Raw genomic sequence first — 15,656 nt, 5'->3', positions numbered from 1 at the left:
GCTGTGGCGAGTATCGCTGCGCTGCCGGCTGTGAGCGGCGCGAAGCCGCCCGCCCCGCGCGCCTCCGTCGACCCGACGCCATTGCGGCTGCTGGAGCCGCAGGCGACCGACGTGAACAGCGACGGCGAGCGGTTCGTCGTCGTCTCGTTCGACTTCGACTTCGACAGCGGACGGCCAGCTGACGTGTACGACACCTTCACGGGTCGGCGCACGTCGTTGCCGGCCGGCTGCGGGCTCACCGGCATCGTCGAGCAGACGACCACGCTCACCGCCGGGCGCGCGCTGCTGCTGTGCGACGAGCCGTCTCAGTACGTCGTCTACGACCTCGCGAGCGAGTCGGTGCTGGCCGCGCTGCCGCTCGTCGTCGAGGTCGACGGGACGCGCTACGACGACCCGCGCTACGAGACGCTCGGCCGGCGCTGGGTGAGAGCGAGCGTCGGCTGCCCCGGCTTCGTCAGCTGCGCGACGCTCTACTACGACTTCACGACCGGCGAGGCGCGGGTGCTCAGATACGCCGAGCACCGCGAGCTGCGGTCGCGGCGGGAGTTCTACGACCTCGACGCGCCGGGCCTGCCGCTGCGGCGCGTCTGCCGCGGCTCGATCGCCTACGACGAGTACGTCCGCCACTACCGGCCGCCGTGGTACGTCGGCGGGGGCGGGCTGCGGCGTTGTCGCGACGGCAGGCTGCTCGTCGCCTTCTCGAAGCTCGACCACGTGACCGCGGACCTGACCGCGGTCGGGCTCGCCTGGGGCACGACCGTGCAGAACCTGTCGAGACGGCCGTCGCCGTTCGTCAACTACTACGCGCCGGCGCGCAGACGGCTGTGGAGATGGAAGCTGCCGCGGCGCGGCGAGCGCGCCGCGTACGGCACGGCGGTCGTCACCCGCTGCGAGCTGTTCGCGCTCACTAGCCTCAGCTTCGAGGAGCGCGGCGGCGAGCCGACCGCGTTCCGCGTCCATCGCGCGCGCATGCCCGGCCCGCGCGACGCGCGCTGCCAGCGCTGACGCGGGCGCGACCGGCTAGCGCCGGTCTCGCGCCGCGCCCGCCGGCGCCGTCGCGGGCGCCGGCACTCTCACGCCGAAGACGCTGATCTTGCGCTGTCTGCCGCCGGTCGGTGTGAAGGCGACCCACAGGCGCAGGCGGGTGGCGCCGCGACCGCGCGCGATCAGCTCACGGCCCCGTCTGTTCGGGCGCAGCGTCAGCGTGAAGAGGCCGGCGCGTCTCACCGTATGGCGCCCGGTCGCGAACGCGAAGCGGCTCGCCAGCGGGGTGAACGTGGCGGAGGCGCCGGCGAGGGTCACTTTCCGCGCGGTCAGCATCGTCTCCGCGCGGCCGCGGCCTGGGAAGCGCACGGTGAAGCGGAGGCTGCCGTCGGCGTTCGTGCGAACGCGGGTGAATCTGACGTCGTTGGAGGGCGGCGTGCCGCCCGTCCCGGACGGGCCGTTCGGCGTACCGCCCGAGCCGCCCGAGCCGCCCGAGCCGTTCGGGCCGTTCGGGCCGTTCGGGCCGGCTCTCCCGCCGTCGGGCGGTGTGCCGGGGCCGTCCGGATCTCTTCTGGCCGGCGGGTCGGCCGGTCTCACGACGGTGTAGGAGATGCTCGCACTCGCCGTCTGCCCGTCTCTCGACGTCGCGGTCACTCTGTACGAGTGGCTGCCCGCCGTCGTCGTGTCGAGCACCCCGGTGCCGCTCGCACCGGCGCCGTCGACACACGAGGCGATCCCGGGACCGAAGGCGCCCTCGACGCACGCGAACGCGGTCTCGACGCGGTCGCCGACGGTGTAGGTGCCGCCGTCGCCGGGCGCGCTGATCGTCGCTCTCGGCGCCTCGGCGACCGTGTAGGCGATCGACGTGCTTCCGCTCAGGCCGTCGTCGCTTCTCGCGTCGACGGTGTAGGTGAATCTGCCGGCTCTGCTCGTGTCGAGTCTGCCGCTGCCGCCGCTCGCGCCGTCGCTGTCCTCGCAGGTCTCGATCGGGCCGCCATCCTGGCCGATCGCACAGCTGAAGCTCGTCGTCACCGCCTCGCCGACCGCGAAGGTCGCGCCGTCCTGCGGCGCGCTGATCGTCGCCGTCGGCACTCTCGCGACGGTGTAGGTGATCGAGTCGGTTCCTCTCTGGCCGCTGCCGGAGGTCGCCGTCACCGTGTAGGTGTGCGAGCCGGTCGTGGTCGTGTCGAGTCTGCCGGGGCTCGTTCTCCCCGCGTCGTCGAGGCAGCTGGTGATGCCCGGCCCGCTCGCGCCGTCGGCGCACGTGAAGGCCGTCGCGACATCCGCGCCGACGGCGTAGACCTGACCGTCGGCGGGCGCGGTGATCGTGGCGCTCGGCGCGGCGGCGACGGTGTAGGTGATCGTCGCCGTTCCCGTCTGGCCGCTGCCGGAGGTCGCTCTCACGGTGTAGGTGTGCGAGCCGGGCGTGCTCGTGTCGAGGGTGGCGGGGCTCGTTCTCCCCGCGTCGTCGAGGCAGCTGGTGATGCCCGGCCCGCTCGCGCCGTCGGCGCAGGTGAAGGCGGTCGCGACGTTCTGGCCGACCGCGTAGGTCCCGCCGGTCGCCGGCGCGCTGATCGTCGCGCTCGGCGCGTCCGCGACGGTGTAGGTGATCGTCGCCGTTCTCGACTGGCCGCTGCCGGAGGTCGCTCTCACGGTGTAGGTGTGCGAGCCGGTGGTCGTCGTGTCGAGTCTGCCCGGGCTCGTTCTGCCGGCGCCGTCGAGGCAGGTCGTGATCCCCGGTCCGCTCGCACCCTCGGTGCAGGTGAAGGCGGTCGGCACGTTCTGGCCGACCGCGTAGGTCCCGCCGGTGGCCGGGGCCGTGATCGTCGCGCTCGGCGCCGCCGCGACCGTGTAGGTGATCGAGTCGGTCCCTCTCTGGCTGCTGCCGGAGGTCGCCGTCACCGTGTAGGTGTGGGAGCCGGGCGTCGTCGTGTCGAGTCTGCCGGGGCTCGTTCTGCCGGCGCCGTCGAGGCAGGTCGTGATCCCCGGTCCGCTCGCACCCTCGGTGCAGGTGAAGGCGGTCGGCACGTTCTGGCCGACCTCGTAGGTCCCGCCGCTCGCCGGCGCGGAGATCGTCGCTCTCGGCGCCGCGACGACCGTGTACGTGATCGAGTCGGTCCCTCTCAGGGCGCTGGCCGAGGTCGCGGTGACGGTGTAGGTGTGGGAGCCGGGCGTCGTCGTGTCGAGCGTGCCGGGGCTCGTTCTGCCGGCGCCGTCGACGCACGAGGTGATCCCGCCGCCGTTGAGCGCGTCCGTGCACGAGAACGAGGTCGCGACGGTCTGCCCGACCGCGTAGCTGCTGCCGGTCGCCGGCGAGGAGATCGAGGCGGTCGGCGAATCGGGCGTCCAGTCGATCGTGATCGAGCCGTTCAGCGGCGCGTTCGTTCTCTCCCACGCCGCGGTCGTGATCGCGACGTCGCCGATTCTCGCCGGGTTCGTGTAGTTGGAGCCGGCGCCGCCGCCCCCGCCGCCGTAGAGCAGGCTCTGCTGGCCCGCCCCGCCACCGCCGCCGCCGTAACGGCCGCCGCCGCCGCCGGCGCCGCTGCCGCCGCAGAGCCCGTTCGACTGGCTCTCGTAGGCGCCGATGCCGCCGACGCCGAGCGCGCCGTCGGTCGACGCGACGGGGGTGGTGCAGAGGGCGGAGAGTCCGCGCGCGCCGCCGGCCGACTGCGTGCCGGGCTGGCCGCCGGTCGTGCCGAAAGCGCCGTCGTGCCCGGCGCCAGGGGTTGCGCCGCCCGCGCCGCCGGCGGGGCAGGTGTCGCGGTTGTCGCCGCCGGCCCCACCGCCGCCGCCGGCGACCAGCAGGCGCGAATCGGTCGGCGTAAGCCCGTTGGCGACGGGCAGCGTGCGGATGTCCGACGCGCCGCCCCCGCCGCCGCTTGGCCACTGCTGGGAGCGGCCGTTGCCGCCGCCGTTGTAGCCGCCGACGGAGCTCTGGATCGGCGGCATCGCGTCGCCGCCGGCGCCGCCGACCACGACCCAGAAGCTCTGCCCCGGCGTGACGGTCATCGTCCCTCTCACGCGCGAGCCGGCACCGCCCTGACAGCGAAACGGCGGCGTCTGGAGCGCGCCGCCGCCCTGCCCGCCGATCGCGTCGATCGCGATTCTCGTGACCCCGGCCGGAACGGTGAACTGCGTCGCACCGGGGGTCGTGAAGCTCTGCGAGGTGGCGGCCGAGGCGGCGGCCGGCAGCAACGCCGGGATCAGTGTCAGGGCGAGACAGGCCAGGGTCGGTCGAACAGCGCGCGCGTGCATGCCATCCACCGTCGCAGCAGCTCCCGGCCCCGCAAAAGGGACCCAGGTCCCCTCTTTCGAACCCGCGACCTGTCGACCACTCCGGCACGAGCATCACCGCCAGTTCGCGCGCGAGCGCAGCGCTCGAACGCGCTCCGGGCAAAAGAAAACCCCGCGATGTGCAGGGCTTTCAAGAAATGGCGACTCCCAGACTCGAACTGGGGACACCACGATTTTCAGGCACGGGGAGAGGTGCCGGCCGTTTGGTTGCTGAGCAGCGGTTTCGGCGGCGTGGCGGGCGCCGTGCCGGACGTCGGATACATGCGGATTCTGGGCGATTCCCGCGGGTTCAGGCCATGAGATCGGTGCTCATGGCCTAAACGGCCGTCCCCGAGCGCCCCGCCTGGCGCAGCGGGCTCCTGCCGGGCGCTACCGTCGGGCGATGGGCAGGCCCGGTGCAGTCGGCCGCCTCCTCGCCGCCGACCGGACGACCGCCGAGCGCGCCGACCCGGACGAGCTCCGTGCGCCGTCGACGCGTCGGAGGCAATGGCCGCAGCGCTGGGTGTTGCCCCGGCCGTGGCGCGCCGCGGCGCGCCACGCTGGTGCACGAGCAACCGCTGCCACCCGAGGCGACGGTCGCGGCCGCCCGCCGGCGCAACCTCCACCGTGCGTTCCAGGCACGCCGCGAAGCGCTGGCCGACACGGTGACCGTCGCCGAGGCGGCCAAACTGCTCGGATCGGGCACTGAGACCATCCACGACCGCGCCCGGGCGCAGGAGTTGCTGGCCGTCGAGGACCAAGGACATCATCGGATGCTGGCACGGCAGTTCGACTCGACGGGTCCGAACGGCACGCTTTCCGACCTCTCCGAGGTACTGTGCGAGCTTTGCCGGCCGCCCGCTCGGGGCGTTGGCCCGCGTCCTGTGGTTCACCAGCCCCAAGCCGCCGCTACACGACCGCTCGCCTGCCGCAGCGCTTGCCGGCGACGACTTTGACGACGTGCTAGCCGAAGCCGGATCGGCCATTAGTCTCTTGAAACGTGCCCCGGTGTCTCAAGAATTTGGCTTCGAACCGCCCTCGCGGTCTCTCGATCGGTCCGCGGTGCGCGCGGATCTCAGGCGGCGCTGAGGCGTCCAGGGGATCGAGAACGACGAGGTCTTCAGCGTCACCTTGGGGACACGAGACCTTTCGTCCGTTATGAGGGTTCGCAGACTATCGAGATATCTCTGAAGTGCGGGAACATCATGTCCGGTAACACGGATGGCCATCTTCAACATCTCAGCAAGCGCAGCGACGTGCTGATCGGTGAGGCCTTCGTCGTGATGCGTTTCTTCAATACGGGCGGCATACCACTGCACAAGTGGTGACTTCCCGTTGAGGACAATCCCGGGAGAGTAGTCACTAACGGAATAATGGATCGGAAACCCGATTACGTCGTAGTCGACCGGTCCCAAATGCGCGATAGTGACTGACTCCATCTCGATATTTCGCGGCTCCGCTTTACGCCACTCGATGAGCGAAAAGCTAGGTCCCGCATCTATTACCGAGACGGAACGGTCACTGAAAAGCCTTGAACGAGCATAGGCGCTGAGATAGTTGACCTCCCAGTCCACCAAGAGAGGGGCGTCTCCGGCAAATGCCATATCACTTTCGCTGAGCGGCCTTGCGGTCCAGTTAACGCCGCGATCATGGCTACGGCGATCGGGTTCCTTAGTTTGAAGGACGCAGATACGATCGCTATGGGCGAGGTCTGCGATACTGACTGCTCGGCGGGAACCCCTAAAGTAGCCTGGCACACTACCTGGAACGTCCAGCCAGAAGGCATCCAAGGGGTAATCTCTCATGAGGCGTTGGATGTACCACCATCCGAAGTCACCTCGAACCCGCCCCGTCGTTTCAAGGTGGTCTCTAAGAACCCTCGCCTGGACGTCCTCGATCTCGGGTATAGCTGGGGCGTGCCGCCGCATGAATGGGTTGGAGCGTGCAAGGTTCAGTGAAGGTACGGGTCGTCGAATGTCAACCCGGCTGATCATTCCCGTTCCGTACTCTGATTCTGCAATGCACAGGCCGTTCACACACGTGAGGTACTTCGGCAGCATGGGAGCCATAACCTCTGGGTGGGTCTTGTGCAGATCTGATGCCCATCGGCTATCTGCCCATGACTCCTCTCCGTCTGGTCCGACTCGGCTCAGCACGTACAACTCTCCCTTGACGCCGTCGCCCAATACTGGGAACGCCTTTACTTCGAGACGGGATCCAAGAGCTTCGGGAAGGTCAATGCTCCACGCGAAGTCCTTTGACTGCTCATGCATTATCTGCGTGCGCTGCTCATGCTCCACGACTTCGACGGGGAACTCCACACGGCGGCACAGAGCGGTCACCAGTTCCCGCAGGGTCCCTCTCTCAATAGGCGCTCTCAGGCGAACCGCAATTGATGTTCCGGCTTGCAAGCGTGTCCCATGCTCAACAAGCAGATAGTTTTTCGGGCCCGTAACCGTGATTCGCAGGCCGCCAGTTTGTTTAGCGATGTCGTCGCTGGTGGCAGTCTCGATCGTTACATGCTCGCTGTCCCGGAAGACCGACCAAAAGCCGATACCGAATTTGCTCGTCGGCGTGAACGGATAGGTTCGGCGAAAGTCGGGCGTCGTGTAGTAGGAACGGCCGATCTGGAGAAGATACCTTTTGACGGTCTCCTCTGACATCCCAACGCCGTTGTCTGCGATCGTCACTATCTGGCACGATGAGGCCTTGCCAACGGACTCTTGCGTGAGCGTAACACTAACTCTAAGTCCCTCGAAATACTGGGCGTCGACATTAAGAGGAGAGCTCGGGCCGGTTGTGTCGTTGTGGGTCTCGACCCGAACACGATCGTAGAGAGTGCGCCGAAGCGCATCCAAGGCATTTTGAACGAGCTCGCGTACAAACAACAGGGGCTCGGATGACACGTCGTCGACAAGGCGCCTGACGATTGCATCCGCATCGAGTTGAAAAGTCCAGTCTGCAGGAACGTATCTCGCGGTTGAAGAAGGTCTAACGAAAATCGTCGCCCCGGGGCCGAACATCCGAGCCACCGGAGGGCGCCAATCCCGGTGTCGACGGGCGCCGGCCATGAGGGTCGGTGCCTCCGCAACCTCGTCGACGATCCACTGGCACCAGTCTCGCAGCAGGCGGTGCTCCTCTGCTGTTTGGCATTCTGCGTCGAGTTCAATTGCATCCGGTGCCGTGGCGCGATGCCGCACCCGCTGGTATTGCTGCCAATGATGGATGCTGGCAGGAGGGAGCGGTGAGGAAGCGCTCATCAAGAGCGGGCAGGCTCGACGGTGGGAAAGGTCGAGCAGGTCACCCAGCCGGAGCATGAGCGCCAGAAACCGGAGGTTCGCTTGCTCCCCGCGGATCTCTCGACGATCGGGGAACTGGTGTGGATCGTCGAGTTCGGAGCGCGGAAGCCCGTGACCAATGCACACCGAAGCGATCGAGTTCAACAGAATCGGATCATCGAACGCGAATCGTCCGAGGGCTGCCTGGTCGCGGGCAAGAACCGGCACGGCTCGTGCGTGATGTGTTGTCCGCACCCACTCCGCCAGCAAATGACGCAACTGCACATCGGCGAGAAAGTTGCGTACGTCGGAGGATTCAACCGTAGGGGTACTGCGAAGTTCGTGGATGGCGCGCCAGGTCGGATGCCCCGCGCCTCCTACTGCGACGTAGCGTTGCCATGCTGTGCTGCTAAGCATTTCCTGCTTTTCACGATCAGATACGACCATTCCGATGTCATGAAGCAGCGCGGCGCAGAGAAGGATGTAGCACTCGACATCTGAGAGGCGAACCACCGGCTGCGCTGGGTCGCCATCCTCGAAAAGGAGATACGAGATCTGCCGGATGATCTCAAGGCTGTGCTCAAGAGAGTGGTTCGTGTAATGGGGAAAGGTGGTGGGAATGAGCCCGAGCAGGCCGCCAACCGCCTCCTCCAACTCCACCGCCTTGCCAGCGTAGACCGACTCGCGGGCGGCGAGATGGCGGTACAAGGCGCAGCCCTTGAGAGTGTTCGTGCCGGCGGTCAATCTCTAAGGCATTCTGGCAACTCTTTCGGTGTGCGGGCGCAACTGGGTCGGCCCCGTGCCCCCGCGGCGCGCTGGACCACCTGGTCGAAGTTCTCGCCGTGTCTGCGCTCGGCCCGCTGCTCGACCTGCGCGTAGACGTCCATGGTCATCTTGGAGTCAGCGTGGCCGACTTGGCTCATGACCCATTTGACGTCGAAGTTGTTGGCGATGAGGGCGATGGAGATGTAGGTGCGGCGGAGCGAGTGCGGGGTGATATTGGGCAGGGGTGGGAGGCCGCGTGCTTCGTGGCGGCGGCTGGCTTCGAGTGCTGCTTCCCGGACGATTCTGCCGACGCGCTGGCGGCTGAGGCGTCCGCCGGTGGTGCTGGGGATGAGGTAGTCGGTCGGTGCGTGTGGGAGGTGGGCGCGTTGGAGGCGGTCGAGGTGGTCGATGACGGCTTCGACGAGGTTGGGGGTCATCTGGACTTCGCGGATGCCGGTGTCGGTCTTGGGCGTCGGGGATGTCGAAGTGCGCGCCGTTTGGGTCGTGGATGCGGAGCTGGCCGATCTTGAGGTCGCACAGCTCGCTGGCACGGATGCCTGCGCGGCCCAGCAGCTCGCAGACGAGCCGCCGGCCTTGGTAGCCGCGTCCTGGTGTTGCTCTGAGTCGGCGCAGGTGCCAGCTGACGGTTGATCTGGCGAGGTTGAGGTGGCGGGCGATCTGGTTGGGGCGTCTGCCTTGGGCGAGGAGGTGGGCGACGAGTCTGGTCGTCAGGCCCATCTCCTCGCGCGGGATCGCGGGCAGTGGCCGGTCTTGCGCGGCGGCGACGTCGAGCAGCGTCGCCAGCTCGTCCATCTCGAGGAAGGTGCGTCTCGGCTTTTGGACGCGGAGTCTCATGCGCCGACCCCGAGCCGGGTTGAGGGTGATGTGTCTGTCTTCGATCGCTTCGTCCAGGATGGTGCGCAGGAGGTCTATCTGGCGGAGCACGGAGGAGAGCGAGAGGGGTTGGAGTCTGCGGTTGCGGCGGTCTCGCAGGTCGGCGCCGGCGGCGACGCCTCGCGCAGGTCGCGCGCCTCGGCGAGCTTGAACGCCTTGAAGTCGAGGCAGAGCTGCGCGTCGATCTCGTCCAGGCGGTATCTGGCGAAGAACGGCAGCAGGTGGACGGAGAGACGGGTGCGGTAGTCGTGGATCGTGTTCTGCGAGATCCCGCCGGTCTCGCCGATGACGCCGTCGATCTTCGCCGTCAGCCAGTAGGTGACGTACTCGTGGAAGGTCGGGCCCGTTGCACGCTGAAGCGTCGCGAGGGATCGCGGCAGTGGTCGAGAACACCGCTGGACGGTCGTGATCAGCGACCGGGCGAGGAGCGCCGCGACGAGCGGCACCCCGAGAGCCGGGAGACGAGCGCAGAGGTAGCCCAGCTCAACCCGCGGTCTCAGCCAAACACGCAGCAGAAACAGGAGATACCCCGTTCCAGGGATAGATGCCAGCAACTCTCGACGGCTCGCGATCGCAGATGTTGCAGGTGATCAGGTGCAGTTGTGAGACGAGGGCATGCGCGACCGAAAACGCGGTTAGCCGCGCACCCCTTGGGTGTCGGTCCCGGACCCCGTCCAGGAACCGAAGTCAGTCCCAGGCGAGCGCTGCTGGATCCCAGTTGGAGAAGCGCTCGCCGTGGTCCGCCAGCAGGGGATCGACGAAGTCGATGACGTCCTCGATGAGATCGCTCCAGCGTTCTGGCGGCGGCGACAGGTACGACATGCGGGCGACCATCGCCGTGTAGGACCGCTGGCGGTCCGGCATCCGCGCGAGCGCTTCAGCGATCGGGATCACCGGCTGCTCACGGTGTGAGGCGACCGCAAGGACGTGCCGGCGCAGCTCGGGCGCGTCGAGGCGGTGGATGCGGCTGGTAACCCAGAGGTCGGCGAAGTCGCGGTCGCGCGTGCTGGTCTCGCGGCGCTGCATCGCCGTGACGATCTTCTCGGCGAGGTTGAGCGCGAGCGGGTAGGCGGCGAGCCGGACGGCGGGTCGGTCGATCACCGACTCCAACTCGATGACGGTCGACTGCGCCGGGTCGCCGAAGGAGAAGTCGAGCGCGAACGGGATGCGGGCGCGGCCGAGCGCGGCGACCTGCTTGCAGCGCACCCCTTGGTACTCGTCGCCCTCGCGCATCACCTCGGTCGTGATCGAGGCGGCGTCGATCGTCACGCCGTCGCGCGGGTCGGGCACGAGCGAGCAGATCCGGGCGACCGCGTCTCGCATCTCCCGCTCGCCGTTCGGAAGGCCGTGGGTCGAGAGGTCGGCGTCCTTGGTCATGCGGCGGATGCTGTTCGCGGCCATCAGCATGCCGCCCTTCAGGACCATCTGGTCGGCGTAGTCCGAGATCGCCAGACGGCGCAGGAACGACTCGACGGCGTAGACGACCAGCAGCGGCTGCGTGTTGCCGCCATGCACGGCACGAGCCTTCACCTGCAGGGCCTTGAACGCGGCCGTGGCCGCCTGCTCGGTCGCCGAGGTCCCGGTCAACTGAGCAGCGCCTCCAGCGCGGGCCGCAGCTGGGCGCCGCCGCCGAGTGCGCGCGCCAGCTCGGTGAGGCGGGCGGGGTCGGCTCTGGGGCGTGCCATGTACTGGCGCAGCGCGTGCAGCGCGACGTCGCGACCGATCCAGCGCGTCATCCGCATCGCGTCGACCACCGAGCGCTCCGGCGAGTAGACCCAGAACGGTTCGTCGGCATCCGTCTGCGCCTGCTGGCGCTCGATCTCGAAGGTCCTCGCGTCGAAGACGTGAACGCGCGTGACCGGCCGATCTATCGCCGGCCGGTGCGTGCCTCGCGGCACGGCGAGATGGACCTGCTCGGGGATCTCGTCGGTGAGGTCCCAGAACGCCAGCGCGGAGTTCAGGCAGATCGTCCCGCGCGGCACGCGAGCCGACACGGCGGCCAGCTCGGAGAGCATCCCCATCCCGCCGTCGGGCAACTGCACGAACCCGCGGCTGACGCTCGCCAGCTCGCCCGCCGCCCGCAGCCGGTGCAGCGTCGTGCGACTGACGCCTGCGGCGACCGCCTCGGAGACGCTGAACGGCCGGCTGTCGAAGCGATCCCGCAACAGATCGAGGTGGGAGTGCAGGGTGGGCATGGAACAGATCCTACACATGAAGTGATCTCGTGTGCTGGGTTTGTTCCACCGCCCGTGCTCGTTAGTCGGCCTCTTCCCGCCGCGCCTCGTAGAGCCGGATCGCGTCGCTGAGCGGGACGGTCAGGCCTGTGGAGAGCTTGAGGAGGACCTTGAAGGTGGGGTTGATCCCGCCGCGCTCGATCGCACCGACGTGGTTGCGGTGGGGGCCGGCGGACAAATCGCTCGCGCACTCGTGCAGGTTCGCGAAGCGTTGCTGCGTGGGAGGCGGTCCATCGTGTTCGCGAACTCGTCGGCCGGATTGTTCTCGTGCCAGCCGGGATCGTCGCGCCGGCGCGTGTAGTTCTCGTAGCGGCGGCGCAGCGTCTGTGCGGTGGTTCACTGGTCGTCGGCGAGTGCGATGTGGATATCGCCGATGCTGGAGAGCTGGGCAAGGACCTGGCGCCGCAGGATGCCGCGGGCGGTCGTCTTGATCGTCAGCGGCACGGCGGCACGCTCCTCGTGACGCCAGCGAGCAACGCGCGCCGTCGAACGGCTCGTCGCGCTCGTGGGTAGGTCGAACGAGACTTGACGCGGCTGCGGGAGGATCCGTAAAATCGGTAAAAATGGTGTATAGCTCGTCCGGTCAGGTGCCGGACGGACGCTTCGCCAGGGGTACAGGGGGAGAGTCGGATGACGGATGGATTGATCCGCCGCGCGGCGATGCCGCTCGCGGCGGCACTTACGGCGGCGGGCATCGCATTTGCCGCTGGTGCGTCGCCCGCCGGAGCGCAGCCGTTCTGCGCCGGTGCGAACGTCGGTCCCAACCAGCCGTGCTTCGGTGGCGCGCGCGTGCTGACGGTCGTCAGCGGAAAGGGCAACACGCACGCGATATGCGTCGGTGCCAACTCGACCAGAGGGCAATGCGTGCCGGCCAACACGTGGGCAAACTGGAACACGGGCTCGACAGGCAACAAGGTTCCGTGGATCGAGTGGAACCCGCCGGGGACCGGGTCGACGATTGTCTCCGGCGACACGACCTGATCGCTCGATGACGGTGCGGCCGCCTCGGCGCCGTCCCGCAGGACGAGCGAGCCGGCGCGCGTGCGCCGGCTCGCTCGCCGTGCTCGCGTTGCTGCTCGACGCGTGCGGCTCTGCTTCGGTACCACCTGCGACGTCCGCGCCCGTCGACGCAGAGTCGGCAGCCGACGGCCCCGCAGCGCCCGCGCGCACGCGACCCGACCGCTTGCAGCGGCGCAGCTTCGCGCTGCTGCGGATGCGGCCCGACGGGCTGCCGCCGGCGCTGCGGCAGCTGCTCGGGAACGGTAGATTCGGTGTCAACTGGGCGCTCGCAAAGCGCATCCCGGTGAGCCTGCCGGGCGCGTACTGGCTCGTCCCGGGGCGCGGCCATCTCTGCCTCGTGAGTCAGGTCCCCGACGTTCCCGGAGCTGGCACCGCCTGCAACGAGACGTGGCGGGCGCGTCGCGAGGGCCTCGCGACGATCTCGTTCGAGAGAACGCCGCCTGGCGGGCGGCAGGCGCGCGTGATGGTCGGCGTCACCCGCGACGGCGCGCGCCGGGTGCTCGTCCACACTGGCGCCGCAGTCGCGGCGGTTCCCGTAGTCAACGGGATCTTCACGCTGCGCGACGGCGCCGACGCACCGCCGGATCGCCTGAGCGTGCGCTGACGGCCAGTCGAGTTGCCCACCGCCTCACCGATGGGTGCCCGGCCCCGATCGGTCTGTGCTGCAGGGTCCCACCACGGGGCGCGGAGGAGTCACCGATGGGCGAGTTCATCGTCATGGAGCTCATCGCGACGGACGGCGTCGAGCAGGCCGCGGGCGAGCCTGACGTGGACCGCGCAAGCGGCTTCGAGCACAGCGATGGCGCTGCTCGGTGGCGCGCTGTGCCCACTGGCGTCGGCGGGAGCGATGTGGATGTCGCCGACGCCGGAGAGCTGGTCGAGCGCTTGCGGCGGAGGATGCCACGGGCGGTTGGCTTGATCGTCAGCGACGTGGCGGCACACTCCTTGTGGAGCGCGCACCCGAACCAAGGCAGAACCGGCGTGGAGGTCAGCATCCTGCCCAGGGTTTGGGCCACGAATGGGCCACGAGCCTCCGAAGTGGCGCGCAAACGCTCGCCGAAACGAGCATCAGCCCAAAAGAAAACCCCGCGATATGCAGGGCTTTCAAGAGATGGCGACTCCCAGACTCGAACTGGGGACACCACGATTTTCAGTCGTGTGCTCTACCAACTGAGCTAAGTCGCCGTGGACACGGGGTCCGTCGGCGGATCGTACCGCAACGGTTGTGAACGAGGACGCGTGGCGCGTGGCGGATGCGGCGCGTGGGCCGGAGGGGCGGGGATAGGATCGGCCGCATGACTCCTCGCACGCTGGTGGCCGGGATCGCACTCGGTCGTCTCGCACTCGGCGCCGCGCTCGTGGCCGCGCCGAAGAAGGTCGTCGGGCCCGGCTGGATCGGAGCGGAGGCGGAGCGGCCGGCGGCGGGGGTGCTGCTGCGGGCCGTCGGGGCGCGTGACGTCGCCCTCGCGCTCGGCACGCTCGCCGCGCTCAAGCAGGGCAGCTCGCTGACGCCGTGGGTGGTCGGCGCGTCGATCGCCGACGGCACCGACTTCCTCGGCACGCTCGCTGCCGGCCAGGCGATCCCGATCCAGGGGCGCGCCGGCGTCGGCCTGCTCGCGGGCGGCGCGCTCGGGCTCCAGCTCGGGCTGCTGAAGGCACTCGACAGCTGAGCTGGGGCGGGTCCAACCGGGCAGCGCCCGGTTCGGCCCGCACCGGGCGGCGCCACCCGCACCCCTACACCAACAACGCTCCCGCGAACAGGATCACGAGCAGCGCCGCCACCAGCCCCGCGGCGGCGCCCTCGGAGCGCAGGCGCGCGCCGTCGTCGACGAGCAGCGCGCCGGCCAGCGCGCCCGCCACGAGGCCGCCGAGGTGGCCGGCCTGGGAGATCCCGGGCACGAACAGGGTGCTGCTGAGCGAGTAGACGATCCAGGCGGCGGCGAACAGCAGCAGCCAGATCCGTCTCTGGCGCCAGCCGATCAGCAGCGCGCCGCCGGCCAGGCCGAAGATCGCTCCGGACGCGCCCACCGTCAGCGAGTGAGGGTCGAACACGAGCACCGAGAAGGAGCTGCCGAGCAGGCCGGCGGCGTAGACCAGGACCATCCGCAGCGGCCCGACGCTGAGCGACAGGACGCCGCCGAGGATCAGCAGCGCGACGAGGTTGCCGAACAGGTGGGCGCCGTTGGCGTGGAGGAAGCCGCTGGTGACGATCCGCCACCAGTCGCCGTGGTCGACCTGCCAGCCGCTCAGCCCGCCGTGCTCGACGAGGCTGCCCTGCATCATGTCGCTGAACGGGGCGCTCGCCAGCTCGATCAGGAACACCACGACGTTCAGGGCGACCAGCACGGCGAGCGCGCCGAAGACGGCACCCGAGGAGCGCTGCGGCGATCTGGACGGCGGGGTCGGCGAGGAGGAGTAGCTCACTCGCCCATCATCGCCGATGAAGCTGAAGCTACGCCGAAGCCTGAGCCGAGGCCCACCGCTGCAGCTGCGGCAGCGGATCGACCGGTGCGCCGCCTCTGACCTGCCAGCCGCCGATCCAGATCTCGAAGTGCAGGTGCGGGCCGGACGCGATCCCGGTCGCGCCGACCTGCGCGAGCTGCTGGCCGGCCGTCACAGCGCTGCCGGCGCTCACCAGCACCGAGCCGCGCTTGAGGTGCATGAAGACGTAGTCGCGGCCGTCAGCGCTGCCGCGCACGACGAGGTAGATCCCCGCCCCGCCCGGCTGGTTGGCCTTCCACGTCACCGTCCCGGCGACCGGCGCCACCAGCGGCGTCCCATTCGCGGCGGAGACGTCCTGGCCCTGGTGGATGTGACCCGGGCGGCCAGAGCCGAAGCGGGAGCCATCGCCGCCGAAGGTGTATGTGCCCTGCACGGGGAAGACGCCGTCGACCGTCGCGACCGCGGGCACCGGCTCGACCGGCTCCGGCGCGATCCGCTTCGCCGCTCTGCGGGCGACTCTGCGGCGCGGCACCGCTCCCGGCGCTGCCCCGCCGCCCTGCGACGCGTGCGCGGCCGTCTCCGACGGAGCGGCTTCCGGAGCCGCGCCGCCGCCCTTCGCCTGCGCGGATGCAGGCGCGGCGAGCGCGGCTCCGAGAGCCAATGCGAGGGGGAAGGCGCGTGTCCGTGCCATCACCAGGAACATCGCCCTCTGCGATGCACCGTCGAGGCGTGCACAGGCTCGTGCACGAATTCACGCCGCAGAACC

14 protein-coding genes and 1 tRNA gene are annotated in these 15,656 nt (G+C 69.1%); 5 read left to right on the top strand and 10 right to left on the bottom strand.

All coding sequences use genetic code 11. The annotated features are described in order from the left end of the window. The first annotated feature begins 30 nt into the window (after positions 1-30). Positions 31-1,005: a hypothetical protein gene (locus R7226_RS05730; protein ID WP_318596080.1), complete on the top strand. Its 975-nt coding sequence runs from the start codon at positions 31-33 to the stop codon at positions 1,003-1,005. A gap of 15 nt (positions 1,006-1,020) precedes the next feature. On the opposite strand, the gene R7226_RS05725 is transcribed toward R7226_RS05730, so the two are convergent. Beyond that, positions 1,021-4,179, bottom strand: coding sequence for a glycine-rich protein (locus R7226_RS05725; protein WP_318596079.1), 3,159 nt, complete (start codon positions 4,177-4,179; stop codon positions 1,021-1,023). A gap of 641 nt (positions 4,180-4,820) precedes the next feature. On the opposite strand from R7226_RS05725, the gene R7226_RS05720 reads away from it, so the two are divergent. Further along, positions 4,821-5,213 carry a hypothetical protein gene (locus R7226_RS05720; protein WP_318596078.1) on the top strand — a complete coding sequence of 131 codons (393 nt, stop codon included), beginning with the start codon at positions 4,821-4,823 and terminating at the stop codon, positions 5,211-5,213. Between the two features lie 57 nt (positions 5,214-5,270). Here the strand turns inward: R7226_RS05720 and R7226_RS05715 are convergent, their stop codons facing one another. The 6 genes from R7226_RS05715 to R7226_RS05690 form a co-directional block, all read right to left on the bottom strand. Continuing rightward, positions 5,271-8,279, bottom strand: a complete 3,009-nt coding sequence (locus tag R7226_RS05715; protein WP_318596077.1) for an HD domain-containing protein — start codon at positions 8,277-8,279, stop codon at positions 5,271-5,273. Then, positions 8,276-8,737, bottom strand: coding sequence for a tyrosine-type recombinase/integrase (locus R7226_RS05710; protein ID WP_327019411.1), 462 nt, complete (start codon positions 8,735-8,737; stop codon positions 8,276-8,278). The genes R7226_RS05715 and R7226_RS05710 overlap by 4 nt, the downstream gene beginning before the upstream one ends. A 492-nt stretch (positions 8,738-9,229) precedes the next feature. Continuing rightward, positions 9,230-9,640, bottom strand: a complete 411-nt coding sequence (locus R7226_RS05705) for a hypothetical protein (RefSeq protein WP_318596075.1) — start codon at positions 9,638-9,640, stop codon at positions 9,230-9,232. Between the two features lie 241 nt (positions 9,641-9,881). After that, positions 9,882-10,781 carry a nucleotidyl transferase AbiEii/AbiGii toxin family protein gene (locus R7226_RS05700; protein WP_318596074.1) on the bottom strand — a complete coding sequence of 300 codons (900 nt, stop codon included), beginning with the start codon at positions 10,779-10,781 and terminating at the stop codon, positions 9,882-9,884. Then, positions 10,778-11,389 carry a type IV toxin-antitoxin system AbiEi family antitoxin domain-containing protein gene (locus R7226_RS05695; RefSeq protein ID WP_318596073.1) on the bottom strand — a complete coding sequence of 204 codons (612 nt, stop codon included), beginning with the start codon at positions 11,387-11,389 and terminating at the stop codon, positions 10,778-10,780. Before R7226_RS05695 ends, R7226_RS05700 begins: the two co-directional genes overlap by 4 nt. Before the next feature lie 61 nt (positions 11,390-11,450). Beyond that, a complete protein-coding gene (locus tag R7226_RS05690; RefSeq protein WP_318596072.1) occupies positions 11,451-11,606 on the bottom strand; it encodes a hypothetical protein in 156 nt (51 codons plus the stop codon). A gap of 464 nt (positions 11,607-12,070) precedes the next feature. On the opposite strand from R7226_RS05690, the gene R7226_RS05685 reads away from it, so the two are divergent. Next, a complete protein-coding gene (locus tag R7226_RS05685; protein WP_318596071.1) occupies positions 12,071-12,409 on the top strand; it encodes a hypothetical protein in 339 nt (112 codons plus the stop codon). Positions 12,410-12,611: 202 nt separating this feature from the next. Beyond that, complete coding sequence (locus R7226_RS05680; RefSeq protein WP_318596070.1) at positions 12,612-13,052, top strand: hypothetical protein; 441 nt, start codon at positions 12,612-12,614, stop codon at positions 13,050-13,052. 508 nt (positions 13,053-13,560) lie between these two features. On the opposite strand, the gene R7226_RS05675 is transcribed toward R7226_RS05680, so the two are convergent. After that, positions 13,561-13,633 (bottom strand) — tRNA-Phe (locus R7226_RS05675). A gap of 110 nt (positions 13,634-13,743) precedes the next feature. Between R7226_RS05675 and R7226_RS05670 the strand changes: the two genes are divergently transcribed. Then, a complete protein-coding gene (locus R7226_RS05670; protein WP_318596069.1) occupies positions 13,744-14,118 on the top strand; it encodes a hypothetical protein in 375 nt (124 codons plus the stop codon). 64 nt (positions 14,119-14,182) lie between these two features. Here R7226_RS05670 and R7226_RS05665 read toward each other — a convergent pair whose 3' ends face one another. Together R7226_RS05665 and R7226_RS05660 are read right to left on the bottom strand one after the other, a co-directional pair. After that, on the bottom strand, positions 14,183-14,872 hold the full coding sequence (locus R7226_RS05665; protein ID WP_318596068.1) for a rhomboid family intramembrane serine protease: 690 nt from the start codon (positions 14,870-14,872) through the stop codon (positions 14,183-14,185). Between the two features lie 28 nt (positions 14,873-14,900). Further along, entirely contained in the window at positions 14,901-15,581 is a 681-nt protein-coding gene (locus tag R7226_RS05660; RefSeq protein ID WP_318596067.1) for a M23 family metallopeptidase, read from the bottom strand. Positions 15,582-15,656: the final 75 nt, after the last annotated feature.

It is taken from the genome of Conexibacter stalactiti, assembly GCF_033542075.1.
In the GTDB taxonomy this organism is placed as follows: domain Bacteria; phylum Actinomycetota; class Thermoleophilia; order Solirubrobacterales; family Solirubrobacteraceae; genus Conexibacter; species Conexibacter stalactiti.
The sequence above is the reverse complement of the archived record's forward strand: the minus strand, read 5'-3'. Positions and strand labels throughout refer to the sequence as shown.

Excerpts from the sequence above, each read along its gene's own strand:
- R7226_RS05710 (WP_327019411.1), bottom strand. The coding sequence starts at position 8,737 with ATGACCCCCAACCTCGTCGAAGCCGTCATCGACCACCTCGACCGCCTC.
- R7226_RS05695 (WP_318596073.1), bottom strand. The coding sequence starts at position 11,389 with ATGCCCACCCTGCACTCCCACCTCGATCTGTTGCGGGATCGCTTCGAC.
- R7226_RS05670 (WP_318596069.1), top strand. The coding sequence starts at position 13,744 with ATGACTCCTCGCACGCTGGTGGCCGGGATCGCACTCGGTCGTCTCGCA.
- R7226_RS05660 (WP_318596067.1), bottom strand. The coding sequence starts at position 15,581 with ATGGCACGGACACGCGCCTTCCCCCTCGCATTGGCTCTCGGAGCCGCG.